21 protein-coding genes are annotated in these 25013 nt (G+C 68.3%); 16 read left to right on the top strand and 5 right to left on the bottom strand.

The window, feature by feature from the left end; genetic code table 11:
• Positions 1 to 198 precede the first annotated feature (198 nt).
• The 9 genes from ABZ880_RS38775 to ABZ880_RS38735 are packed head-to-tail and all read left to right on the top strand — an operon-like array spanning position 199 to position 7665.
• Positions 199 to 1068, top strand: coding sequence for a hypothetical protein (locus ABZ880_RS38775; protein ID WP_361273292.1), 870 nt, complete (start codon positions 199 to 201; stop codon positions 1066 to 1068).
• Positions 1068 to 2093 (top strand): NAD(P)/FAD-dependent oxidoreductase, encoded by a 1026-nt coding sequence (locus tag ABZ880_RS38770; protein ID WP_361273290.1) that lies wholly within the window; start codon positions 1068 to 1070, stop codon positions 2091 to 2093. Before ABZ880_RS38775 ends, ABZ880_RS38770 begins: the two co-directional genes overlap by 1 nt.
• A 17-nt stretch (positions 2094 to 2110) precedes the next feature.
• Positions 2111 to 2440, top strand: a complete 330-nt coding sequence (locus tag ABZ880_RS38765) for a ferredoxin family protein (protein ID WP_360923673.1) — start codon at positions 2111 to 2113, stop codon at positions 2438 to 2440.
• A 2-nt stretch (positions 2441 to 2442) separates the two neighbouring features.
• Entirely contained in the window at positions 2443 to 3624 is a 1182-nt protein-coding gene (locus tag ABZ880_RS38760; protein WP_361273288.1) for an FAD-dependent monooxygenase, read from the top strand.
• A 20-nt stretch (positions 3625 to 3644) separates the two neighbouring features.
• Entirely contained in the window at positions 3645 to 4340 is a 696-nt protein-coding gene (locus ABZ880_RS38755) for a class II aldolase/adducin family protein (RefSeq protein WP_361273286.1), read from the top strand.
• Complete coding sequence (locus ABZ880_RS38750) at positions 4337 to 5422, top strand: cupin domain-containing protein (protein ID WP_361273284.1); 1086 nt, start codon at positions 4337 to 4339, stop codon at positions 5420 to 5422. Before ABZ880_RS38755 ends, ABZ880_RS38750 begins: the two co-directional genes overlap by 4 nt.
• Complete coding sequence (locus ABZ880_RS38745) at positions 5419 to 6255, top strand: fumarylacetoacetate hydrolase family protein (protein ID WP_361273281.1); 837 nt, start codon at positions 5419 to 5421, stop codon at positions 6253 to 6255. Before ABZ880_RS38750 ends, ABZ880_RS38745 begins: the two co-directional genes overlap by 4 nt.
• The gene (locus ABZ880_RS38740) at positions 6245 to 6982 is read left to right on the top strand and encodes a maleylpyruvate isomerase family mycothiol-dependent enzyme (protein WP_361273278.1); all 738 of its coding nucleotides are present in this window, start codon (positions 6245 to 6247) and stop codon (positions 6980 to 6982) included. Before ABZ880_RS38745 ends, ABZ880_RS38740 begins: the two co-directional genes overlap by 11 nt.
• 32 nt (positions 6983 to 7014) lie before the next feature.
• Positions 7015 to 7665 (top strand): MBL fold metallo-hydrolase, encoded by a 651-nt coding sequence (locus ABZ880_RS38735; RefSeq protein ID WP_361273276.1) that lies wholly within the window; start codon positions 7015 to 7017, stop codon positions 7663 to 7665.
• A 797-nt stretch (positions 7666 to 8462) separates the two neighbouring features.
• Here the strand turns inward: ABZ880_RS38735 and ABZ880_RS38730 are convergent.
• Positions 8463 to 9251 carry an IclR family transcriptional regulator gene (locus tag ABZ880_RS38730; RefSeq protein ID WP_361273274.1) on the bottom strand — a complete coding sequence of 263 codons (789 nt, stop codon included), beginning with the start codon at positions 9249 to 9251 and terminating at the stop codon, positions 8463 to 8465.
• Positions 9252 to 9379: 128 nt separating this feature from the next.
• Here ABZ880_RS38730 and ABZ880_RS38725 point away from each other — a divergent pair, with 128 nt between their 5' ends.
• The 3 genes from ABZ880_RS38725 (at position 9380) to ABZ880_RS38715 (ending at position 12254) form a co-directional block, all read left to right on the top strand.
• The gene (locus ABZ880_RS38725; RefSeq protein WP_361273272.1) at positions 9380 to 9652 is read left to right on the top strand and encodes a nickel-binding protein; all 273 of its coding nucleotides are present in this window, start codon (positions 9380 to 9382) and stop codon (positions 9650 to 9652) included.
• Positions 9653 to 10300: 648 nt separating this feature from the next.
• Complete coding sequence (locus tag ABZ880_RS38720; protein ID WP_361273270.1) at positions 10301 to 10909, top strand: TetR family transcriptional regulator; 609 nt, start codon at positions 10301 to 10303, stop codon at positions 10907 to 10909.
• Positions 10910 to 10991: 82 nt separating this feature from the next.
• Entirely contained in the window at positions 10992 to 12254 is a 1263-nt protein-coding gene (locus ABZ880_RS38715; RefSeq protein ID WP_361273269.1) for an amidohydrolase family protein, read from the top strand.
• A gap of 72 nt (positions 12255 to 12326) precedes the next feature.
• Here the strand turns inward: ABZ880_RS38715 and ABZ880_RS38710 are convergent, their stop codons facing one another.
• Positions 12327 to 13946, bottom strand: coding sequence for an MFS transporter (locus tag ABZ880_RS38710; protein WP_361273267.1), 1620 nt, complete (start codon positions 13944 to 13946; stop codon positions 12327 to 12329).
• A 74-nt stretch (positions 13947 to 14020) separates the two neighbouring features.
• Here ABZ880_RS38710 and ABZ880_RS38705 point away from each other — a divergent pair, with 74 nt between their 5' ends.
• On the top strand, positions 14021 to 14491 hold the full coding sequence (locus ABZ880_RS38705; protein WP_361273264.1) for a MarR family transcriptional regulator: 471 nt from the start codon (positions 14021 to 14023) through the stop codon (positions 14489 to 14491).
• Positions 14492 to 14786: 295 nt separating this feature from the next.
• Here ABZ880_RS38705 and ABZ880_RS38700 read toward each other — a convergent pair whose 3' ends face one another.
• On the bottom strand, positions 14787 to 15740 hold the full coding sequence (locus tag ABZ880_RS38700) for an amidohydrolase family protein (protein WP_361273262.1): 954 nt from the start codon (positions 15738 to 15740) through the stop codon (positions 14787 to 14789).
• Between the two features lie 309 nt (positions 15741 to 16049).
• Complete coding sequence (locus tag ABZ880_RS38695) at positions 16050 to 17648, bottom strand: bifunctional 3-(3-hydroxy-phenyl)propionate/3-hydroxycinnamic acid hydroxylase (protein WP_361273260.1); 1599 nt, start codon at positions 17646 to 17648, stop codon at positions 16050 to 16052.
• Between ABZ880_RS38695 and ABZ880_RS38690 the strand changes: the two genes are divergently transcribed.
• From ABZ880_RS38690 to ABZ880_RS38680, 3 genes are all read left to right on the top strand, one after another.
• Entirely contained in the window at positions 17647 to 19344 is a 1698-nt protein-coding gene (locus tag ABZ880_RS38690) for an amidohydrolase family protein (protein WP_361273257.1), read from the top strand. The genes ABZ880_RS38695 and ABZ880_RS38690 overlap by 2 nt on opposite strands.
• A 91-nt stretch (positions 19345 to 19435) precedes the next feature.
• Positions 19436 to 20302, top strand: a complete 867-nt coding sequence (locus tag ABZ880_RS38685) for an enoyl-CoA hydratase/isomerase family protein (RefSeq protein WP_361273255.1) — start codon at positions 19436 to 19438, stop codon at positions 20300 to 20302.
• A complete protein-coding gene (locus ABZ880_RS38680) occupies positions 20299 to 20715 on the top strand; it encodes a VOC family protein (RefSeq protein WP_361273252.1) in 417 nt (138 codons plus the stop codon). The genes ABZ880_RS38685 and ABZ880_RS38680 overlap by 4 nt, the downstream gene beginning before the upstream one ends.
• A 624-nt stretch (positions 20716 to 21339) precedes the next feature.
• Here ABZ880_RS38680 and ABZ880_RS38675 read toward each other — a convergent pair.
• The gene (locus ABZ880_RS38675; RefSeq protein ID WP_361273249.1) at positions 21340 to 24921 is read right to left on the bottom strand and encodes an ATP-binding cassette domain-containing protein; all 3582 of its coding nucleotides are present in this window, start codon (positions 24919 to 24921) and stop codon (positions 21340 to 21342) included.
• Between the last annotated feature and the right edge of the window lie 92 nt (positions 24922 to 25013).

Here is a 25013-nt window from a genome sequence, read left to right as displayed (position 1 = left end):
AGCCTCCGAGAGTTCACATCGTCTCGCTCTTGCCTCAGCCCTAAAATAGGGCCACACTACGGAACAGTGTTCCGTATGATGCGTCATAGATAGTCCGGCAGGAGCCGCCATGTCCCAGCTGTTCGGCTTGCCCACCACCCCATCTCTGCCACTTCCGGGTGGTCTGGGGGTGCCGACGCCTGTTAGCGAGGCAACCCCATGACCGGCGCATTCGAGCGACCGGACGGCGAGCGCCACGGCGACCTGCATCGGATCAGCCATCGCCTACAGCAGGGGCTGCGTCGGCTCGGACCGAAGGGTGCCCGGGTCAGGATGCGGGTGGGACGTGGCGGTCTGGACGAGACCGGCCGGCTCTTCGCCGGGGAGACGGACATCGCCGTGGTCACGCCGACTGCCGCGCTGAGCCTGCTGTACGGGTTCGGTGACCTCCAGGGCTTGCTCGCGCTGGGGGTGGTCCCGCGGAGTGGCGGTCTCGTCGCCGCCGCCGATGCCCGACTGGGGGAGGACACGGTTGCCGGTCTGGTCGCCCGCGCCGGCCGCGTCACCATCGCGACGGCCGCTGACGACGGAGTGAGCCTCCTCGGTTTCGCCGTGCGCAGGGCACTGCGCGTGGCCGGAGTCGACGCCAGCGTGGACTTCGTGTACGACGAGCAGCCGGCCGTCTGCTGCGCGCGCTACGTGGCGGGCGAGGCAGACGTCGTGATTCATGACCTGATGTCCTCCCCCGAGTGGCCGAAGGTCGCGGCCGCGCGGCCGGTGAAGTACCTGTCTTGGGGGCCACGCGTCCTGCACACCTTCGCCGGGCAAGGCTGGCCCACCCGCGTGTTGCCTGCAGGTCGGCTCCCCAACCTCGACGCGGACCTCCCCACGCTGGACTGCTCCGACGTCGCCGTGCTGTGCCGCGAGGACCTCGACGACGAACTCGCCGGCCTGACAGCCCGGATGCTGGCCCGGGGGCGCCACCCCGCAGAAGCGTCCGAGGTGACACGCGCTCCGCTCCCGCTACACCCCGGAGCCAGTCGTGCCTACGCCGATCTCTTCGCCGCCGTACCTCTGAGGAGCCGATGATGTCCGCATCCGTCCCGCTGTCCGCGACGCCCGCCGCGAGCGACACCGAACTCCTCATCGTCGGTGCCGGTCCCGCCGGTCTCTTCGCCTGCTACTACGCGGGCATGCGCGGGCTGGACGTGACCCTCCTCGACAGCCTGCCCCACCTCGGCGGCCAGGTGGCGGCGCTCTATCCGGACAAGGAGATCTTCGACGTCGCCGGGTTCCCGGCCGTCCGCGGACGCGAACTGGTCGAGCGGCTCACCCAGCAGGCCGAAAGCGCCTCACCGTCCGTCCTGCTCGGCGAGAGCGCCATGGAGCTGCGCAGGGACGAGTCGGGCGAGGTCCTCGTCACCACCGATGCCGGCCGGGTCATCCGGGCGGGCGCCGTACTGATCACCGGCGGCATCGGGCGCTTCACGCCGAGACCACTGCCCGCCCTGGCGGGGTTCGCCGGGGACGGCGTGCATCACCTGGTCGAGCCGCCGCACGCCTACACCGACCGCCAAGTGGTGATCGTGGGCGGCGGCGACAGCGCCGTTGACTGGGCCAACACGCTTGTCCCGCACGCGCGTCAGGTGACGATCGTGCACCGGCGCACCCGCTTCCGGGCCCATCAGTTCTCCGTGGACCGGCTCATGGGCTCCCCGGTACGGGTGCTGACCAACAGCGAGATCGCCGAAGTGCACGGAACTGAGTCCCTCAAAGCCGTGACCGTACGCGACTGCGGGACCCAGGTTCTGGAGACGGTCGACGCCGACGTCCTGATCCCGGCCCTGGGCCACATCGCCTCACTGGGACCCCTCACCACCTGGGGGCTCGCGCTCGACAGGCAGCAGATCCAGGTGGACACCTCGATGTCCACCGGCCTGGACCGCGTTTATGCCGCGGGTGACATCACCACGTACCCCGGCAAGGTCCGGCTGATGGCGGTCGGGTTCGGTGAGGCGGCCACCGCCGTGAACAACATCGCTGTGCTCCTGCGGCCCGACGAGGACCTCTTCCCGGGCCACTCCAGCGAACGCCCGCCGATACCGACCACCTGAACGGAGGAGGACGCCGCATGGCTTACGTGATCAACGAGAAATGCATCAACGAACTCGACGGCTCCTGCGTGGACGTGTGCCCTGTGGACTGCATCTACGAGGGGCTCACCAAGCGTTACATCAATCCCACGGAATGCATCGACTGCGGGGCCTGCCTGCCCGAGTGCCCCGTGGACGCCATCGCCGCCCCCAATAAAGCGGACCCCACCTGGGCACAGGACAACGCCGCGTTCTTCTCGACGGTGCTGCCCGGCAGGACCGCGCCGCTGGAGAGCCCGGGCGGCGCCGGCGGCACCGACCCCACAGGAGTGGACACCCCACTCGTATCCGACTGGACCAAGGAGTGACTGTGCGACACATCCCGCTGCTCATCATCGGAGGCGGCATCGGTGGCATGGCCACCGGCCTGGCCCTTGCCCAGGCGGGCTTCGAGACCCACATCATCGAGCAGGCCCAGGAGTTCACCGAGATCGGTGCGGGCATCCAGATCGCACCGAACGCCATGCGGGTGCTCGACTCCCTCGGAGTTCTCGACGCCGTCAGCGAGGTGGCGGTGCGCCCGCGCAACGTCGTGTTCATGCACTCCGAGACCGGACGGCACCTGACGACGATCGACTTCGGCGCCGCCTTCCGCGAGCGCTACGGCCATCCGTACAGCGTGCTGCACCGCAGCGACCTCCTCGACGTCCTGCTCACCGCCTGCCGTGAGCACCCCAAGGTCACTCTGGAGAACAACCGCCAGGTCGTCGACGTCGAGGACCACACCACGACCGCCGTCGTCCGCTTCGCCGACGGCGACAGCTACCGGACCGACGCCCTGATCGGCGCCGACGGCCTGCGGTCGCCCACCCGTCGGCTCTTCTCCGACGACCAGCCCTTCACCGAGGCGTTCGTCGCCTACCGCGGCGCGCTGCCCATGAGCGAGATCAACGTGCCCGTGGAACCGGACGACGAGATCATCTGGCTCGGCCCGCACAAGCACCTGGTCCAGTACCCGATCCGACGCGGTGAGCTCTACAACCAGGTTGCCGTCTTCCGCAGCTTCCGCTACACCCCGGACATCGAACACACCGACCAGTGGGGAGGACCCGAGGAACTCGACCAGGCCTTCTCCACGTCGTGCGAACAGGTACGTGACTACATCAAGCTGTTCAACAGGTCCAGGCGCTGGCCGCTGTACGACCGCGAGCCGTTGGACAACTGGACCCGCGGACGTATCACCCTGCTCGGCGACGCCGCACACCCCGTGTTCCCGTACCTTGCCCAGGGGGCCTGCCAGGCCATCGAGGACGCCGAGTGCCTGGCCCGCCAGATGGCCAAGGCAGGCGGCGACATCGGCGACGCCTTCGCCGCCTACCAGGCGGAACGGATCCCCCGCACGACAATGGTGCAGCGCGTCGTACGCGGCTGGGGTCATGTCTGGCATGCCGACGGCGACGTGGTCCCGGCGCTGCGCGACCGGGTCTTCGGGCTGCGCACCGCCGACGACTACACCGACCTGGACTGGCTGTACCAGCCGTTCGCCGCCTGAATCCCCGTACAAGGACTGTGATGAAAGCAGAGATCGACGAGACCGTCCGTGCCAGTCGTGCCCTGGCCGCGGCCGGCCTGACCGACATGGTGTGGGGACACGCGGCCATCCGCGACCCCGGCACCGACGGCGTGTGGATGAAGGGCTCCGGCTGGGGGTTCGAGGAGATCGACGCCGAGCGGGTGGTGCTGGTCAGCCGCGCCGGCGAGGTCCTCCACGGCGACGGCAGACGGCACATCGAGTTCCCGATCCACACCGAGATCATGGCGCGGCGCCCGGACGTCGGCTGCGTCGTCCACACCCACGCACCCGCGCTGAGCGCCTTCGCCTCCCTCGACGTGCCCCTGCGGCCCATCTCTCACGACGGCGTGGTGTTCTGCGATCCGCAGTTGCCGCGCTTCACCGACACGGGAGCGCTGATCGCGACCGCCGAACTCGGTGCCGGGCTCGCGGAGACGCTCGGCGACGCTCCCGCGGTTCTCATGCCGCAGCACGGCGCCGTCACCGCTGGGCCCGACGCGCCGACCGCGGTGATGTACGCCGTCCTGCTGGAGCGGGCGTGCCGCACGCAACTCATGGCGATGGCCGCCGGCGGACCGAAGGTGTGGTCCGACAGCGAGGAAGCCGCCTTCAAGCGGGACCAGGTGTGGAACCCCACGCAGCGGGAGGCCGGCTGGAACTACCTGCAACGGCTCGCGGAGAGGTCCACGCCATGAAACAGGCACAGGCGACGCCTGTGGCCTCGGCCGAGGCCACAGGTGACGAGAAGCAGCTGTACGAGGACTTCAGCCGGTTCGGGCTGATCCCGCTGTGGACCGCACGCGAAGACCTCATGCCGATGACGCCCGCGCCCCAGGCGGTTCCGCACATCTGGCACTGGGGCGACCTGTACCCGCTGGCCGCCCGAGCGGGCGACCTCATCCCCGTCGGACGCGGGGGCGAGCGGCGCGCCATCGCCGTGTCCAACCCGGGTCTGCCCGGGCTGCCGTACGCGACGCCCACCCTGTGGGCGGCCATCCAGTACCTCGGCCCGAACGAGGTCGCCCCGGCCCACCGGCACAGCCAGAACGCCTTCCGGTTCGTCCTTGAGGGCGAAGGCGTGTGGACCGTCGTCGACGGAGATCCCGTGGCCATGCGCCGGGGTGATCTCCTGCTCACGCCGGGCTGGCAGTTCCACGGGCACCACAACCCGAACCCCCGGCCCATGGCCTGGCTCGACGGCCTGGACATCCCGTTCGTCTCCGCCACCGACACCGGCTTCTTCGAGTTCGGCGAGGACGGCGTGAGCGACCACTCCACCCCGCGCCGCTCCCGTTCCGAGCGGGTGTGGGGCCACCCGGGTCTGCGGCCGGTCTCCGCGACAGAGCAGGACCTGCCCAACTCCCCCCTGGCCGCCTACCGTTGGGAACACACCGACGCGGCCCTGACCGCCCAGCTCGAAGTCGCAGCCGAGGGACACGCCGGGGTTGTGGAACCCGGTCACGCCGCCGTGCGCTTCACCAACCCCACCACGGGGTCAGACGCCCTCACCACGCTGCGCACCGAGATGCACCGGATCGCGGCCGGCCAACGCACCGCGGCCGTCCGTGAGACCGGTTCGAGCGTGTGGCAGGTCTTCGACGGGGCCGGTGCGATCAGCCTCGACCGCAAACGCACCGCCGTCGTACGCGGCGACGTCATCGCCGTGCCGTCGTGGTGCGAGGTCGCCATCGAGGCCCACACCGACCTGGACCTCTTCCGGTTCAGCGACGCCCCCGTCTTCGAACGCCTGAACCTCGCGCGCAAGGAGTACTCGTGAAGCTCGCCACCATCCGCACCGGCTCCGTTACGGCCGCCGTTCGCATCGACCAGACGGAGGCGGTGGAGACCGGTCACCCGGATGTCGGCGCGCTGCTGGCCGAAGACGGTTGGCAGGAGCTCGCAGCCGGCGCCGACGGCACCCGGCACGCCCTGGACGCACTCGACTACGCGCCGGTCGTTCCCTGTCCGCAGAAGATCTTCTGCGTGGGACTCAACTACCGTTCCCACATCCTTGAGATGGGGCGAGAGCTCCCCGAATTCCCAACCGTCTTCGCCAAGTTCCCCGCCGTCCTGATCGGCGCCTACGACGACATCGTTCTGCCGGCGGCCTCGCAGGCCGTGGACTGGGAGGGCGAGATGGCGGTCATTGTGGGGGCGCGGGCCCGCAAGGTCTCCGTGGAGGAAGCCGCCGGGCTCATCGCGGGCTACTCGGTCCTCAACGACGTCACGGCCCGGGACTGGCAGTACCGCACCAAGGAATGGCTGCAGGGCAAGAACTTCGAGGCCACCACCCCGTTCGGGCCGGTCCTGGTGACCGCGGACGAGGCGCATGCCACCTCGCGTCGGCTGGTGACCCGGGTCGACGGCGAGACCAAGCAGCAGGCCGACACCGGCGACCTCGTCTTCGACGCGGCGACCCTGGTGTCGTACCTCTCCACGATCATCACTCTGGAGCCCGGGGACGTCATCGCCACCGGCACCCCGGGCGGCGTTGGCCACGCCCGCACCCCGCAGGAATACCTCGGTGACGGCACCGTACTCACCACCCGGATCGAGGGACTGGGCGAATGCCGCAACCACTGCGTCCAGGAGAAGTCCGATGACGCGTGAGCCCGCACCTCGCCCGCTGCTGCTTGAGTGGCTGGCAGCGGGTACGAGCCTGCTGAACACCGAACTCGACCAGGCCGATGAGACATGGGTGAGCGGCCCGTCCACTCTTCCCGGCTGGACGACGGCCCACCTGCTCACCCATCTGGCGCGCAACGCGGACGCCCTGGACAACCTGGTCACCTGGGCTGCCACGGGTGTGGAAACCCCGATGTATCCGCATGGTGCCTCCGGGCGGCTGCGTGACATCGAGGAAGGTGCCGACCGACCCGCGCAAGTGATCCTCAAAGACGTCCAGGACAGCGCCGCCCGCCTCCAACAGTCCCTGGACGAGATGCCGGACGCAGCCTGGACGCGTACCGTCCGCACCGCCCAGGGCCGCCTGGTGCCGGCGTCCCTCATCCCGTGGCTGCGGATCCGGGAAGTGTGGATCCACCTCGTCGACCTGAGCACGGGGGTAACGTTCGCCGCACTGCCTGCCGGTCTGGCCACGGCGCTCCTCCCCGACGTCGTCACCACCCTGGCCGGCCGCGACGGCTGTCCGGCCCTCCTTCTACGCACCCAGCCGGGCGGTGCACCGCTGATGACCCGGCCGAGCGAGCCGCTCGCCGCCATGACAGAGGTGAAGGGCACCACTGCGGAGCTCTTGGGCTGGCTCACCGGCCGTGCCTCCGGCGCCGGCCTCAGTTGCTCGCCTCGTGGTCTGCCCTTGCTGCCCGCCTGGCTGTGACGCCCACGATTCCTCTCCCACCGGAGTTCAGAATGAAGATCACCCACTTCGGACACGCATGCGTACTGGCCGAGATCGAGCGGGACGGCGGCACCGTCCGACTGCTCTTCGATCCGGGCGCTTATTCGACGGACTTCGAAGGCGTCCGCGATATCGATGCCGTACTGATCACCCACGAGCACCCCGACCATGTCGACGCGGCCCGTCTCCTCCCACTGCTCGCCGAGAACCCCGCAGCCCGCCTGATCGTGGACCCGGGCACGAGCAAGAATCCGCAGATCGCCGGGGTGCGACACGAGACCGTCGACACGGGGGACACGGTCACCGTCGCCGGCGTTCCTATCCAGGTGCTCGCCGGCGACCACGCGGTCATCCACCCGGACCTGCCCTGCACTCACAACAACGGCTACCTGGTCGACGACCGGCTCCTCCACCCCGGCGACGCCTTCGTCCTCCCGCCGCAACAAGTGGACATCCTCCTGCTGCCGACCGGAGGACCGTGGATGAAGGCGAGCGAGGCGATCGACTACCTGAGGACCGTGGCCCCCCGTACCGCGATCCCCATCCACCAGGCGGGACTCGCCGCCGTCCACCAGCAACTGCACCAGCAGCTGTTCCGGAATCTGGCCCCCGAGCAGTCCAGCATCCAGGTTCTCGAACACGCGACGGCGACGGCCGTCTGACTGGCAGAGGCACGTACGCAGGGCGGCCTGCTGCGCGGTCGATCGTGCTCGGGGTGCAGGCTGCTCGCATGCCTGCACCCGGCGGAGGTTCCGACCGAAGCTGGTCGTCGTCCACAGTGCCGCCCAGGAAGGCGCCAGCAGCATGGGGACGCGAACGAGTCGGCTACGGCGGCGCACAGAGGCGCTCTCCCGAGAGCACATCGTCGAGGTGGCCCTCGATCTGCTCGACGCGGCCGGTGAGGGTGGACTGACGTCAGGGCGCTGACCGAGCGCCTCGCCACCGGGTCCGGCGCCATCTACTGGCATGTGGCGAACAAGGTCGAGCTGCTCGACGCCGCGACCGACACCGTCGTCGCTGCGGCGCTGGCTGTCGAGCCCTTCGAGTCCTCCGACAGGCTGCCGCGGCACGGGACTCCGCGCCGTCGCGCTGAACCTGTCCGACGCGATCGACGAGCACCCGTGGCGCGCGGCGCAGGTCTTTGCCGGCGCCTACCAGTCGACGACACCGCGTATGCGGATGTTCGAGAGCATCGGACGGCAGGTCCGCTTGCTGGGCGTGCCCGAGGGCAGCTGGTTCACGGCGACCTCGGTGCTGGTGGAATACATCCTGGGTGCCGCATGCCGGAATGTGGGGAACGCCCGCGCTCCCCAAAGCCACAGGGACCGCTCCGAGTGCCTCGACGGGGTGGATCTTGTTCTCGCCGGCGTCACTTCTTTCCACCTGCCCGGTGGAGAGCTTGCGCCTCACACGCCATCTAGCGGTGAGGCCTTTGGCTCCGACTCCCAGTCGCAGAGCGTCAGTCGAGTAGCTGGCTGAGCTCGCGGGCGATCCGGACGGTGGCCGCCCCGGCGGAAGCGATCCAGGTTTCGTCCACTCGCGAGGCGGGAGCCGTAGTGGCTATGGCTGCCCGGGGACGGCCCTGTTTGTCGCGGACGACTGCCGCGACCGCACTGACGTCCGATTCGCTCTCGGCGTTGTTGACCCCATAACCGCGGAGCCGCACCTCGCTCAGCTGCTCGCGCAGTTCATCGCGTGTCTGGGGCGCCCGCGACGTGGGGGCTTGCAGGTCCTCAGAGGGGTAGCGGGCCAGGAACTCATCGTCGCTGAGCTCGGCGAGCAGTGCCTTGCCGGCCGCCGTAGCATGAGCGGGGAGCGTCAAGCCGGTCCGATTGCCGGTGCGTACGATCTGCTGGCTCTCCACGCTGTCGATGTACAGCACCTCCGTCCCACGGAGAGTCGCGAGGTGAACGGTCTCGTCGGTCTCGTCACGCAGGCGTTCCAGGGCATCGTGGGCGATGACCCGGATGTCCATGTTCGCGACGACCGCGAGGCCGATGTCGACGAGCGCGGGGCCAGGCTTGTACGCGCGGGAGAACTCGTCCTGCGCCACGAAGCCGTGGTGGCTGAGCGTGGCCAGCATGCGGTGAACGGTCGACCGCGACAGACCCATGTCGCGGGCCACTTGATTGACCCGGATCATCTCGTGGGCCTCGAACATGCGCAGTAGCCGCAGCACGTTGTCGACGGCGCCGATCAGGCCCGCCGGACGGCTTGAGGCGTTGGTCCCGTCGATGTTGGTCCCCACTTTTCGATCCACGCAGAGCACAGTAGCGCAGGGATGTCCAGCCCCCATGGCTCTTGCCATTACGTTCCAATGAACGGGACAGTGTTCTGTATCGTGATACATAACAGCACGGATGAAGGAGTTCTGTCATGCCTCTGTACCTGAGCCTTCACCAGGCCCCGGGCCTTTCGGAAGAGGAGATTGCGGGGAACGCGCCGGAGGTCGCCCAGCAGGTGCACGCGACCTTCAAGCAGCTGTTCGTGAACACCGGCACGGGGTTCATCGTCTCGGTCTACGAGGCCGACAGCGCGAAGGCCGTTGAGGAGGAGTTCGAACGGATCGGCTTCCCCTTCGATGCCATCCACGAGATCGACTTCACTCAGAACGCGGCAGAGCTCGCGGAGATGGTGGGACAGGCGTAACGCGCCTGAGGCCGGCACCCGGGGGCGGGAGACCGGGTGGCACTGCGCGGCCGTGAGGCCGACGTCATGCCGACGGCGGCCGAGTGGTCGCCGCGCGACGCGCCCCCGGGTCCCAGGCCTGACGTGCCGGGCCTGGGATGGAGAGTCATGCATGCGGGAGCAGGCCGCAGCTCACCTGCCGCACCGCGACGACGATGACGAACTGGTCGTCGACGCGGCCGTGGTTCCGGCCCCGTAGCGGTCGCTCGACGAGGTAGTGGTCCGCCCCTGTCCGATGCCGTCCCGAACGTCGATCAGGTGATGTCCGAAGGCGTCGCGCTCGCCGAGTGCCTCGTCCAGCAGGTCGTGGCTCGCGCCGCTGCGCAAGCGACCGTCGCCGCGCCATGCATGCTGGAACTGATCGGCGCCGGGAAGGCCGAGCGTTGGCGTTTCGCTCCGCTCTGCGGTCCATCCAGGAGAGGCACTGCGGACGGAACCGGTGAGGAGCGCGCCCGGCTCGCACTCAGGCTCCTCTGCGGTCAGGGCAGTGGTATGTGGACTGACGGGTGCTGCCCGATCCGCGCCGCCGGCGGCCAGGCGCGGCGGTCTGCGCGGCTCTCTGACGCCGTCGCTTGAGCCGCTCCAGCCTTCGGCTACCGTCGACGGGTGATGGAGTACGGGATCGGGCGACGTGAGCGCAAGAAGGCGGCCACACGCAAGGCGCTCGCGGATGCGGCCCTGCAGCTCTTCTCGGAGCGCGGCTTCGACGAGGTCGGAGTCAAGGAAGTTGCCGAAGCCGCCGGGGTGTCGCTGACGACACTGTTCAAGTACTTCCCCAGCAAGGAGTCACTGGTCTTCGACCAGGCGGAGGAATCCGAGGCCGCACTGGTCGCGGCGGTGTGCCAGAGAGCCCCGGGGCAATCCGTCCTGGACGGGCTGCACATGCGGCTGCGCAGCATGCTGGTCGCGATGCCGTCCTCGGAGCCGGAGTTGAGCTCCTACCTTGAACTGGTCGATTCCACCCCCGCCCTGCGTGCGTATTCCAGGCGGCTGTGGCTGGACCAGGAGGATGCGCTGACCGCGGCGATCAGCAAGGAGCTGGACCGCGATCCGGCGGACGTCGAGGTGCGAGCGCTGGCGCGCTTCGCCCTGGAAATCCGCCTGCTTGCCCGGGACACCCCGGACCCCCTGGCGGCCGTGGACACGCTTTTCGGCCTGCTGACCCATGGCTGGGGCCGCCTGGCCAGCGCCACGGACGACAGCCCCTCGAACGCGTAATCCTTCACATGAACCCCTTGAACCTCGGAGGCACTGCCATGCCAGAATAAAAGTGAAGTCACTACACCTTTGGAGGTCGGCAGTGATCATTCGCAATGTGACCGTCGTGGACGGGACTGGCGGCGAACCGCTCACCGGTGCTGAGGTCGAGGTCGCGGACGGGCGTTTCGTGGCCGTCCGGCCCGCCACAGGGCAGGAGCCCGCCATCGACGGCAGGGGCGGCTGGCTGGTCCCTGGACTGTGGGAGAGCCACACCCACCTCAGCGGGCTCGCTTTCTTCCAGCCGGCGGAAAAGCGCGTCGGCCACGTCTCCGAAGCCCTGGCCGGCTTCGTGCGCGCAGGCATCACCAGCGTCGTGAACCTGGGCGGCCCCCTCGACCTGGAACTGGCCGTGCGCGAACATCGGCGCACGGCCAAGGACCCTGCCGCGGAACTGTACTTCGCGGGCCCGGTGTTCACCGGGATCGGCGGATGGCCGGTCCTGGACAACGCCGAAATGGCCGCGGCCGGTCACCAGATCGACGACCCCGACGTCGCGTACCGCCTGGCCCTGGAGCTGGCCGAACAGACCGACGTCATCAAGTGCATCTACGACGGCGAACCGGGCTCGCCCACCAAACTGCCGCGCGCCGCACTGCGTGCCGTGGCGGCCGCCGCGCATGAGAAGGGCCGCAAGGTCCTTGTCCATGTCTGCCGGCGCGTCGACCTCGAAGAGGCCGTGGAAGCCGGCGCGGACTGCATCGAGCACGCCTTCCTCCCCGAACATCCCGGCAGCGACGAGGAAGCCGCCGACATGGCGAAACTCCTCGCCCAGAACGGCACCCTGTACTGCCCCACGCTGGTCACCTGGGAGCAGTTGGGACGCAACGGCGAGGCCGCCTACCTGGAGGAACTCGTCGCCGACGGCGTCATCACCGCGGACGACATCCCGCGGATCACCGGCAGTCCCTTCTACGGACGCCCCTTCCCGCACCACCCGGCGGACGAGTGCCGCGTCCGTTTCGACTACGCCATGCGGACGCTGCGCATGATGCACGACGCGGGTGTGGAGATCGTCGCCGGCAGCGACGTCTCGATGATGATGCCGTCGCCTCCGGTGGCTCTACTGCGCGAGCTTCAACTGTTGGCGAAGGCGGGCCTTCCCCTGCCCGCAGTCCTGGCGGCCGGCACCCGCCACGCGGCCGGGAAGATCGGCCTCGGCGACGAGGCGGGAACCATCACTCGGGGCGCTGTCGCCGACGCCCTGCTGCTCGACGCGGACCCCCTCACCGACGTCGCGCACCTGGTCAACCCCGCCCACCACATCGGGGTCCTGCGCAAGGGCCGCTTCCTCACCAGTGATTGACGCGAACACCGCGTGCCGTGAGGGGCCGGCAGGTCCCTCACGGCACGTTCGAAGATGGCGAAGGCCCGCCGGTCAAACCCGGGCCTGCTCCTGGCGGCGGTGGCGACCGGTGGTGTCAGGGTCCACCAGCGTCGGTGCTTGGTCCTTGTGCCTGCGCACACCGATCAGAACACTGGAAACGACGGCAGCGACGAACATGCCGATCGCGCCGATCGTGGTGCACATGTGCAGAGCGCTGCTGAAGCTCTCCCCGAAGGCGCCGAGGGCCTGACCGGTCGCGGGCGCGGGCAGGCCCAGGTGTCCGGCGGCACTCAGGCCCTCGCGAGCGACCGCGGCGGTCACCTGGTGCTGATCAGCAGTGCTCAGTCCGGACTGGGCCAAAGTGCTCGGCAGAGAAGAGACCGTGTGGTTGGTGAGGATCACACCGAAAACCGCGGGCCCCATTGCTCCGCCTACCTGACGCAGTGTGTTGCTGCCCGCGCTGGCCATGCCGGCCAGATGGTGCGGGACACTTCCGACGGCCACCGCGGTGATGGGGGCCATGACGAAGGACAGACCGGTCCCGATCACAAGCAGGATGGGGGTGACGGTTCCACCGGAGCTGTGGGCGTCGAGGGTGTTCAGCCACAGGGTCCCCAGTCCGGTGACGACCAGCCCGATGGTGAGCAGCAGGCCCGGGGCGACCCGGCCCATGAGCTTGCCGGCCACCGGGCCGAGCAGCACCGTGATCCCGTTCAGGGCCAGGAACCGCCAGCCGATCTGCAGCGCGGACAGGTGCTGGACGGTGCCGAAGAACAGGCTGAGGGAGAAGACCAGGCCGACCTGTGCGAACAGGGTGAGCGCGATGACCACCCCTGCTCCGGTGAACGCGCGTGAACGGAACAGACTCATGGACAGCATCGGTGAGGCGACCTTCTGCTCCGTGACGACGAAGCCGACCAGTCCCACAGCTGCTACAACGAAGGCGATGACCGCGCGGGTCGAACTCCAGCCGGACTCGCCGCCTTCGATGACGCCGTACACCAGCGCCGTGATCGTGACGACGGCGATGACCTGACCGGGGATGTCAATGGCCCGACCGTGCGCGGAGCGGGAGTCCTCCAGGAGGAGTGCACCGATAGCAGCGGCGAGCACGGCCACCACCAGGCCGGGCAGGAAGATCCAGCGCCAGCTCGCGTGTTCCAGCACCAGACCCGAGACCAGCGGTCCCAGCGACATGCCCAGGCCCAGAGCGGCGGCCCAGGCGGAGATCGCCTTGGCCCTCGCGCGGAAATCCGGGTAGACGTGGCTGATCAAGGCCAGGGTCGAGGTCAGCAGTGCGGCCGCGCCCGCTCCAGAGAGGGCCTGACCGACCCAGATCTGTTGGGGCGACGAAGCCGTGAGGCTGGTCAGGGAGCCGGCGGCGAAGAGAAGCAGGCCGACCAGGTACGCCTTCTTGCGACCGTAGAGGTCACCGATGAGGCCGAAGGTGAGAATCAGGGCGGCCATCGGCAGGATGAAGGCATCACTGATCCACTGGAGGTCCGACGTGGATGCGCTCAGTCCCTGCTGGATCGTGGGCAGGGAGACGGCGACACCGCCGATGGGCAGGTAGGAGGCGAAGACGCCGATGCAGGCGAGAAGGGCCGTGAGCGCCGCGCGGCGAGGCTCGTGTGCGGGAGGACTGTGAGCGACAGTGGCAGTCGCGGGCATGAGTTTCTCCAGAAGGCTAAGTTATCAGACAGCTGTTATGTTAACAGATGACTGACAACATGCCGGGAGGGCGCATGTCGACGCCGGAGTCGCAACCGTGGAACCGCACGCTCAATCACGCTCTGTGGCGTGCCACGCAGGCCATTTCTCGCAACCTCAACGGCGCGCTGGAGCAACTGGGCGTCACCATTACCCAGTTGGGCATGATGGTGACCTTGGAGCAGCGGGGCCCGTGCTCGGCCGCTGATCTGGCCCGGGGGCACCACATCACTCCACAGAGCGTCAACACAGCCCTGAATCACCTGGATCAGCTGGCGTGGATCACGCGCAGCCCCCACCCGGTCAACAAGCGCATCGTGCTCATCGATGTGACCGATCGGGGTCGCGACGGCATCGCCGAGGGGAAGCGCCTGGTTGCCTCGGTGACCGCTCCGGCGACCGAGGCGCTCGGGGGAGCGGAGGCCGTTGATCGCCTTACGTGGAGCCTCGACCAGATCACCGAGGCGCTCAACCTCGAGTGGGATCGCAGTGTGCCGCGTACTTAAGCTGCTTGACGATCCGGCAGCTTCGTAGGTCGTAGTGCCCTTCGGGGCCACTTCGCTTCAGCGGGATCACCGAAGCCCTCGTCGCCTTGAGTCACGGCGCGGGCGGCATGGGCACCTTGTCCGGCTCGAGTGCGGCGCGGTGATCGCTGTACTCGACCCGCAACGGGATGCCGGCGAGGTTGGGCGTGATCCACTCGAGTGCTCGTCGGCGTGGGCCGGGCCGATCGTCGCCGAGGCGATCGCCGGCACACTCGCCACGAGCGCACGGATATGGGTCACGAGCATGGCGACGTCTTCAGGTGAGCAGACCAAGTAGCTTCTCGGCGGTCTGGTGGGCGATCTGGTGGCGGGTTTCGGGTTTCAGGTCGAGTTGGGCGAACCACTCGCCGGCCTCGCGGTTGTCGGCGAAGGGATAGTCGACGGAGAAGATCAGGCGGTCGTCTCCGATGACCTGGCGTGCCAGCTCGAAGGGACCGTCGTGGAAGTATCCGCTGGTGGTGAACCAGAAATTGCTGCGGATGTAGCTGCTGATGGGTTTGTCGGGATGGTCGGTCAGGGGTGTCAGCACCTCGTCGAGGCGGGACATATGGAAGGGAAGCCCCTCGCCGAGATGGCCGAGGATGAGTTTGAGGTTGGGCCAGCGGTCGAGCACACCCGCGACGATCAGGCGTACGGCGTGCAAGGCGGTCTCGTAGTGCCAGCCGTAGCCGCCGTTGGCCAGCATCAAGTTGACCGGCTTGCGGAAACCGCTGTAGTAGCTGTCCATGACGGGCATGGGTGGCGGTCCGGGATGCACGTAGAGGGGTACGTCGAGCCGGGCGGCCGTCTCCCAGATCGGGATGAAGTCGGGGTGGTCGAGAAAGCGCCCGGTGACGGTGCCGCTGATCATGGCGCCGACGAAGCCGAGGTCGATGACGGCACGTTCCAGTTCGGCGGCGGCATCGTTCGCTTCGGTGGCCGGGAGCGCGGCGAAGGCGGCGAACCGGTCCGGGTGGCCCGTGACGACGGTGTGCAGGTCGTTGTTGAAGCCCTGGTACATCGGTACGACGATCTCGGCCGGGAGAGCGCTGGGCTGGGCCGCCGGTACCGACAGGACCTGTAGGTCGATGCCGGCGGCGTCCATGTCGGCGAGTCGCTGGTCGACGGTGGCGTCTATCTGTCGGCGGTGCTTGTCCGGCAGCCAGGAGGCGTCGAGGTGCTGCCGCTGCTGCGGCAGAACGTAGTGCTCTTCGATGGCGATGATGCGCATGATCGTGTGCCTTCGGGTCGGTGGTGACTGTCTGCCGACGGGTGGGATCCGGGCCGGGGGGAAGGACCCGGATCCCACCTAGGCGCGCGCCCGTCCCCACGGATGGCGCCTCGCACCGGATCGGGCTGCCGTCGGCCGGGTGGCAGCGGCGGGCCCGGTACGTGTACGAGCGGTCGGGCGGACCGCTGTTTCAGGTGTCGGGGCGAGCCGGATCCAAGTGGACATCGTCCGGACCCCGGCCGTCCCGGGTCGTCGTCGCGGCGACGAGCGGGTACCGCGTAGCGTCGCTCGCCGAGGTTGCCAGCGCACTCATCGGTCGGCCGCCGCCGGTCTCCCCAGAGCCGCGTGCAGATGGCCGAGCAACCCGGTGACATCCGCCGGGTCGGTAGCAGCGCCGTACAGGTACAGGTCCGGACGGATCAGGACGGCGACGGCATCGAGCCCGGCGAGCCAGGCGGCGTAGGCGCCGGTGATGTCGACGATCTGGCCGGCTGCCGGCTCGGCCGCCAGCGCGACGACCTGCCAGCCGAGGTCGTCCAGCAACGCGGTGTCCTCCGGCCGGAGTTGGTCGCGCAACCCCGGGTCGGCCAGGAGCAGGACACCGCCCGGGCCGACGACGTCGTCGAACAAGGCCGTCCATTGGCCGTTGGTGACTTCGGCCTGGATGGACAGCAGACCGCCGCCCGTGTCGTCGCGATGGAACCCTGGTCCCAGGCGCGGCAGCGGACGGGGCGGAGGCTCGACTCCGGCGGCCAGGTCGGCTTGCATCGCGCGGTCGCGTTCGGCGGCGGCGGCCGGGTTGGAGAGGCAGATGACCTCGCCCAGAGCCATCGACGCCTCGATGAAGTGCCGTACGTGCTCGGCGCGTTCAGACCCGTAGCTGTCGAGAACGGTGTCGTCGGCGCGCCCGTCGAGTATCAGATCCAGCCGCCAGGCGAGCGCCACGGCATCGCGCATGCCCGAGCACATGCCCTGGCCGGCAAAAGGCGGCATCAAATGGGCGGAATCGCCGGCCAGCAGCAGGCGGCCCTTGCGCCAGGTGTCGCACCAGCGAGCCTGGAAGGTGTAGACGGCGTGGCGCTCCAGCTTGGCCTGTTCCGGACCGATGCCCCACGGCCCAAGGAGCCGCCACGCGACCGCTTCGTCGTTGAGTTCCTCGGCGGTCTCGGTCGGCAGACGCATGAACTCGAAACGACGGCGTCCCGGGCCGCCTGGGACCAGCGTGGTGGGGCGGGCGGGATCGCACAACTGCCAGGCCGGCGGAGAGAAGACAGACTCGTTCAGGGGCCCGTGCATCAGCAGGTCGATGACCAGCCAGTCGTGGAAGTAGCCGAGGTCGGTGACTTCCGATCCGATCCAGGAACGGACCACGCTGTTGGCGCCGTCGCAGCCGACGACGTAGCGGGCGGCGACCGAACGCCACTCGTTGGTGGCAGACCGCAGTTCCAGACTGACGGTGTCCGGGCCATCGGTGTGGGCCACCGCCGTCCAGCCGCGCAGCACGTCCACGTTGTCGAGTGCCTGGACCTGCGCGTCCAGGATGCCTTCGAGGCTCGGCTGGTGGAAGAAGTGGCTGACGTGCCACCCGGACGGGCCCAAGCCGCGCCAGTCCAGCCGCAGAAGTGGCTGCCGGTCGGCGGCCCGCCACTCGTACAGGTCGTCATAGGCCGCGACCACGTCCGGTATCGAGTCGGGGGGGACTTCGACAGACTGCAGGATCCGGCCGATCTCGTCGTCGAAGTGCGCGGCCCGCGGTAGGGGATACGCCTGCGGTTGGCGCTCGACGACCACGACCCGCTTGCCGGAACGGCCGAGCAGCAGCGCCAGGAGCCGCCCCACGGGGCCGTAGCCCACCACAGCCACATCCGCGGTCAGTGGCGTCGGGTCCTTCACTCGCTCGTCAGGCATGAGATTCCGTCCCGGGGCTCCAGTGGCATCTGGCGTGCGAGTTCGGCGGCTCGCGCATGCTTCTTCCTCCACTGTGGGCGGCGCACGCAAAGGGCGGCGAAACCGCCTGCTCGCGAGGAGGAGTCGGGTGGGATGCGACCACACGTCCATCGACGCGACGAGAGTTTCGACCAGGTTTCGGCATCACGCATACGTTTCTCGACACGCCCATGTCGCCAACCGACTGGGCAGGCAACATCGCAGACGGGAGTCAATGATGCGTCGAGGCCACGACGACACCTACGACCGATTGACCGGACCAGCCGCCAGCCGCGCGGTACTGCTCCGAGGGGCCACGGTCCTGACCATGGACCCCGCGATCGGCGACTTCGGCCGGGCGGATGTCCTGATCCGCGGGTCGCATATCGTCGATGTCGGACCTGATCTTTCGTACGCCCTCGCGGACCCTAGCGTCATCGCCGTCGATCTCTCTGGCCACGTGCTCGTCCCCGGTTTCCAGGACACACATCGGCACTGCTGGCAGAACCAGTTGCGGCGCCTCATCCCCGACTGCGACCACAACAGCGCCTACCTCGAGGTGATGAACAATTGGCTCGGGCCGCTGTACACGCCCGAGGACGTCTATGTCGGGAACCTCGTCTCCGCGCTCGGATGTCTGGACGCCGGCATCACGACCGTCCTGGACTTCTCACACAACCCGCGGACGCCGGACCACTCCGACCAGGCCATCGTGGCACTCCGGGACGCGGGAATCCGCGCCGTGCACACCACGTGCGGGGTCATGGGAGGCGAGTTCAGCACGACGTGGCCGGCCGACGCCGAGCGCCTTCGTGACACCTACTTCTCCTCCGACGACCAGCTTTTGACGCTCAGGATGGGCGCGATCGCCGGCGACTTCGCACGGCCCGAGATCGCCCTGGGCCCGCAGAGCGTGGAGTTCGCACGGAACCTGGGGATCGGTTTCGCGTCCGACGGAGTGCTCGGTCCTGCGGCGTCCGACCGCGTCGAAGCACTGGGCCGAGCCGGGCTCCTGGGCCCCGACGTGCTGCTCATCCACTGCCTTGACCTGTCCGACGACGCATGGCGCATGATCGCCGACAACGGTGTAGGGGTCTCCATCCCCACGACCTCGGACGCCACGATCGGCATCGCCGAATCCGTACCGTCGATCCAGCGTGCCCTCGACTTCGGGATCCGCCCCAGCCTCAGCGTCGACGTCGAAGTGTGCCTGACCGGCGACATGTTCACCCAGATGCGCACCCTGATGAACATCCAGCGCATGACCGCGTTCGAACGGCGATACCGGGGTGACGTCGGCTTCCCGGAACCTCTGACGACCCGGAACGTGCTTGAACTCGCGACGATCCGAGGCGCCCAGGCCATCGGCCTGGACCGGACGACAGGATCCATCACCCCCGGCAAGAGGGCCGACCTGGTGGCCGTCGACGCACTCGACTGGAACACCCTCCCCCTGAACCACGCCTTCGGCACCGTCGTGACGGCGGCCGAGACCCGCAACGTCGACTTCGTCGTCGTCGACGGCGAGCTCAAGAAGTGGGGAGACGAACTCGTCGGGTGGGACCTCGCCTCGGTGCGAACCATGGTGGAGTCCAGCCGCGACGGCATCCTCGCGCGAGCCGATGTGGATCTCGACGTCCTCACCCAGCGTTTCGGCCTGGTCGAGCACTACAAGTAGGCCCACGCCGACTGCGCATCTCACGGGTGATTTCGCCTCGCTTTCCGCCCGCTTGCGCACCCTGGCCCAAAACCCACTGAGAGGGCCTGACATGACGAACAAGGGCGCGTTCAGCCGCCATGCCATGTACCGCACCCACCTCGACGACTACGCGGAGAGGTGGTCCGAGTACTTCCGCTTCAAACGGGAGAACGGCGTCCTCGAAGTCGCGATGCACAGCGACGGCGGGGAGGCGAAGTGGGACCTGGAGCTCCACCGCGCGTTCATCCCGGCCTTCGCCGACATCCACCACGACCCGGACAACGAGGTGGTCATCCTCACCGGAACCGGTGACGGGTTCCTGTCGACGTTCGACGAGGCCTCGTGGGACCGCAACGGATTCCGCGACCCGTTCGAGCACCGTCACGGTTACGACGTCTTCTACTTCGACCAGACGAAGGAGCCGTTCTCGCTCCTGAACCTGGAGATCCCGGTGATCGCGGCGATCAACGGCCCCCTGCTGATCCACGCCGAACTGGCGCTGCTCAACGACATCGTCATCGCGTCGGACCGCACGACGATCCGCGACACGCACTACACCGGGATGGGGATCGTCCCGGGCGACGGCGTCCACACCCTGTTCCGCGAACTCCTCGGCCACAACCGCGGCAAGTACTTTCTGCTGACCGGTGAGACGCTCGACGCCAAGCAGTGCCTCGACCTCGGACTCGTGAGCGAGGTCGTCCCCCATGAGCAACTGCTCGACCGCGCCTGGGAGATCGCCGAGACGGTCTTCATGGCGCGCAACCGGATCCAGCGCCGCGTCACCCGCTCGCTGCTCGTGCAGCCGTGGCGTGAACTCTTCACGAAGGAGCTGACGTTCGGTCAGGGACTGGAGTCCTGGGCGTGCCACGACTACTGGCCGATGGCCAAGGAAGCGGACTTCGACATCGCCAACGTGAAGCAGGCGGACGCATGACAAGGATCCACCACGCCAACATCCGAGTCGCCGACCCGCAGGCGAGCCTGGACTTCTACCGTGCGCTCGGGCTCGATGTCGTCGGCTGCATGCGGATGGAGGGTCTCTACACCCTGTACCTCGGGACACCGGAAGGAGACGCGATCCTCGAGTTCTCCGTGAACGAGTCGAAGGATCCGAGCTGGATGATCCAGACAGGCAGCGGTCACCTCGCTCTCGCCGTCGACGACCTCGACTCCGAGATCGCCAGGCTCGCGACGTTGGGGATAGAGCCCGAGGCACCGGCCTACCATCCCGGAGGCCGCCCCGACGTTTGGGTGGCGTTCTTCCGTGACCCCGATGGCAACCGGGTCGAACTACTCAACGGCACCTTTCCGCCGCCGCAGGACGAACTCCCGGGAGGCCTGACTTGACGCCGGACGCCGCGACAGGAGACCTTTTCTATCTGCTGAGCAGCGCTCCAACAACTGCTCGGTAGCTGTTGTCGTACCGGTCTTGGCCCGTGGGGTTACTGCGTGGCCGGACAGAGACTCACGGCCGGCGGGCAGGGCCGCTCACGGGTACGCCGCAGCGGCATGGCCTTGCCCGCCGGTGTCCTCTCGCCTGGCCACCTCTGCAGACGCTTCCTTCCGCGACCCGCTCACCTTGGTCACCGCTTATCCAGGGAGGCGATGCTCCCGGTGCACCTGATACAGGGATCGCGATGATCGCCGTTCACGGAATGCGCGCCACGACCCTGCTGGGCCCCGGCAAGATGAGCTGGAACGCCGACAACGGGCACGGTGGCGCGCCAACGCGACTCCGGTGAGCGCCGCCGAATCCGCGTCCTGCTCCTACCCCGGAGGGGGCGGCGACTCTCTTCGCGCTCGTTCCGCTGCCGCAGGCAGGCTGCACCACGGTACTTGCGCCGATCTCGGCCGTGGAGCGCCCTGAGCTGCACAGCGTGTTGACGCGAACAGCGGTGAGCCACGGCCGTGCGAATCGGCTGCCAGGCCTGGGACATTCTGACCACGGGGGACGGGTCCGCGACCCGTCCTCTACAGATACGCCTTGGCGACCTCCTCGGCACGGCCCCTGAACTCGTGAGCCGGTCCGGAGAGCACGACTTGACCGCGCCGTAGGAAGTAGGCGCGATCGGCGACGCTGAGGGCCGCCTGTGTGTGCTGCTCCACCAGGAGCACGCCGGCACCGGCGTCGGCGGCGGCCCTGATCGCCTGCAGCAGACGGGTGACCACGATCGGCGCGAGGCCAAGGGAAAGCTCGTCCGCCATCAGCACCGATGGGCGGCTCGCGAGCGCGCGCCCGAGAGCGAGCATCTGCTGCTGGCCACCGGAGAGCAGACCGGCCTTGCTGCCGAGCTTCTCGATCAGCTCCGGGAACAGCTCCAGGACGAAGTCCGTGTCACCGCTTCCCACACGAAGGTTCTCGGCGACCGTCAGGTCCATGAAGACGGAGCGCTCTTCCGGGACCAGCATCAGGCCGTTACGTGCGCGCCAGTCCATCGGCTGTCGCGACAGCGGGTTGTCCTTCCAACTGATCTCGCCACCGAGCGCCTTCAGGGCTCCGGACATCGCCAACAGCGAGGTCGTTTTGCCGGCGCCGTTGAGACCGAGCAAGGTCACGACCTCCCCGGGATGGACCTCGATGTCCAGGTCGCGCACCGCCGCCACCGGGCCGTAGCCCGCGGTGAGCGAGCGGACGTGCAGGAGCGGCTTCGACGTCGACGGGCGCGCGGATGGCGTGGGACGCCCGTCCATCAACGCGGTTCCCGCATACGCGGCGACGGGCTCGCCCGCCTCGCCGGCATCCAGGGTCTCCGCGTCTGTCTCCCCGACGTACGCGGTGATGACCTCCGCGGAAGAACGAACCTCGTCCGGAGTTCCTTCCGCGATCTTCTTGCCGAAGTTCAAGACTGCGATCCGGTCGGACACGGAGAGCACCAGCTCGAGGTCGTGTTCGACGAGCAGCACGGCGATGCCCCATGTGCGCGCGAGTCTGCCGAGCAGCCGGCCGAGCTCTTGGCTTTCCGCGTCGTCCAAGCCGGCCGCGGGCTCGTCGAGCAGCAGCACCGACGGGCGCGCGGCGGCCGCGCGGGCGATTGCGAGCAGGCGACGCCGCCCGTGTGACAGCTCCTCCGGAACGTGATCGATGTCGTCCAGCAAGCCGAGTTCCTCCAGCGCGGTCATGGCCGCGGGCGACAGCGGGCGCTTGGGCGCCCACACCAGATCGCGAAGCCCGGTGAGCCACGTGTACGGCTCCGTCGCCAGGCGGAGATGGTCGGCGACCGTCAGCGTCTCGAACAGCTCCAGCGATTGGAAGGAGCGCGTCAAGCCGGCCTTCGCGCGACGATGCGGGCTCCAGTCGTCGATCGTCTCCCCGTCCAGCGCGATCGTGCCGGCGCCGCAGGCCGTGAACCCGGAAGCCGCGTCCAGCAGCGTGGTCTTCCCGGCGCCGTTCGGACCGATCAGCCCGACGATCTCGCCTGGCGCGACCGTCAGTGAGACGTCGTCGACCGCATGCACGCCGCCGAAGCTCACGCGCATCCCCTCGATCCGCAAGGTCCTTGGCTCCACCCGCTCGGTCATGCGCTCGGCGGGAAGCGCCGTGGGGCGCCCGCGTTTCTCCAGGAGCGCTCGCGCAGGGGCGAGCAACGCCGCTCGCACGGGTGCGAGCCGGGCGGTCAGCCAATCGAACAGCTTGCCCCATCGCCGCGAGACGTCGAGCATCAGGCCGTCGGGATTGAACATGACCGTCAGGACGAGCGCGACGCCGCTGGCGATGGGGACGATGTAGTTCGTGCCGAAAATGGGCTCGAGCAGCTGTGGCCCCACTCCGCCCGGCATGAAAATTCCCGTGACCATCGCTCCACCGATGAAGGCGACTCCGCCCAGGATCATGAACACCGCGAGGGAGATCGATGTCACGTGGCTGTAGCCCGTCATCAGGACGTTCGGCTGGCGGAAGGCGAGCAGGATCCCACCGATCGCGGCGATCGCGGCCGCGACGCCGAAGCCGTAGAACTTGACCGAAGCGACGTTGATTCCCAGTGACGCCGCGGCACGCTCGTTGCTTCGCACAGCCAGCAATCGGCGCCCTGCGGTGCTGCGACGCAGATTCGTGACGGCCAGGCCGACGAGCGTGAGCACGATCAGGCACAGCAACATGTAGCGCCGGGGGTAGAAGACCGGGTCGAAGTCGATGCCCAGGAGGTGTGGCGAGGGCACCGGCGTCCCCTCCGGGCCACCGGTGTAGTCGGGGTTGGTGAACACCAGCTGCTGCACGATCACGGCGAACCCGAGGGTGGCGACCGCCAGGTTGAAGCCGCGTGTTCGCAGGGCCGGTATCGCGACGAGCATGCCGACACCGACGCTGATCGCGACCGCCAGCAGCACGGCCAGGAAGAACGGCATGCCGCCCCCGACGCTGACTCCGAAGATCGGAGAGCCGCTGTAGAGCCGCGCACAGGCGAACGCTCCAAGGCCCGCGATCGTGAATTGCGCCAGCGAAAGCTGGCCTCCGTACCCGGTCACCACGATCATCGACATGGCGATCACGCCGATCGCGATGCTGTAGGAGATCGCGATGACCCACTCGTCCTGGACGCCGCCGTAGCCCACGAGTCCCAGACCGGAACCGAGAACCGAAATCGCGAAGAACGCGAACACGAGGACCGTGGGCCTCACGCGGCCGGTGCCGGCGTGCGGCGGGCGCTTGGTGATGAAACCGCGAATCGGCAGGCTGCGGCCCCTCACGAGGAGAATGCCGATGATCAGGAAGAACGGGATCGCGTCCGGCCATCCCGGCTGCTTGAACAGGCCCGGAAGCCAGGACGCCTGGCTTGAGATGATCGTCGTGACGACGCCGGTGGTCAGAGCCGCGAGCCAGGTGACCTGGAACGACGTGAAGCCGCCGACCAGCGCGGCCGCCAGCGCCGGTACGAGCAGCAGGTTGTACTGCCCCACCGTGAGGCCGGTGATGTTCGTGAACAGAATCCCGGCGAAGCCGGCGAGCGCCGCTCCGGCAGCCCAGTTGGCGGTGGCGATCAGGTGAGGGGAACGCCCCAGAGCCGCGGCAGCGACCGGCTTCTCAGCAACGGCGCGCGTCGTCAGCCCGAACCGGGTGAACTTGTATATGGCCCAGCACGTCGCGCTGATGACTGCGCCGATGGCGAAGAGATAGAGGCGATCGACGCTGACGACGACGTTGGCACCGAAGACATGCGAAATCCAGCCCACCGTGTCCTGAGGCAGCGGAGGGGTGACGGAAACCTGATCGTCCTCGTAGATCGCGAGCAACACGCTGTTGAGCACCGTGAAGACGCCGAGAATTGCGCCCAGGCGCGCGAGTGGTGTGGCGTCGAGCATGAACCGCATGACGAGCTGGTAAGTAAGCGCGCCGATCACAGCCGATACCGCGACGCCCGCCACGATCCCGACGACAACCGGCAAGCCGAGATCGACCGTTTCGTAGTAGGCGTAAGCGCCCGCGACGGCCATCGGGCCCAACGCGAAGTTGGGTACTCCGGAGCCGCGGTAGACGAGGACGATGCTCTGCGCCACAAGGGCGTAGATCGCTCCTACACCGAGCCCCAATATTGCGAACTGCCAGAATTCAGCCACTGGTTTTTCTCTCCGTCTGGTCATACCGCCGGGATGCGGATCGCTCGCATCCCGGCGGATACGCGTCGGTACTCCAGTACGACTAGGCGAGC

It is taken from the genome of Streptomyces sp. NPDC047043 (assembly GCF_040644055.1).
Lineage (GTDB): Bacteria > Actinomycetota > Actinomycetes > Streptomycetales > Streptomycetaceae > Streptomyces.
This window is presented reverse-complemented; position numbering and strand designations above follow the sequence as displayed.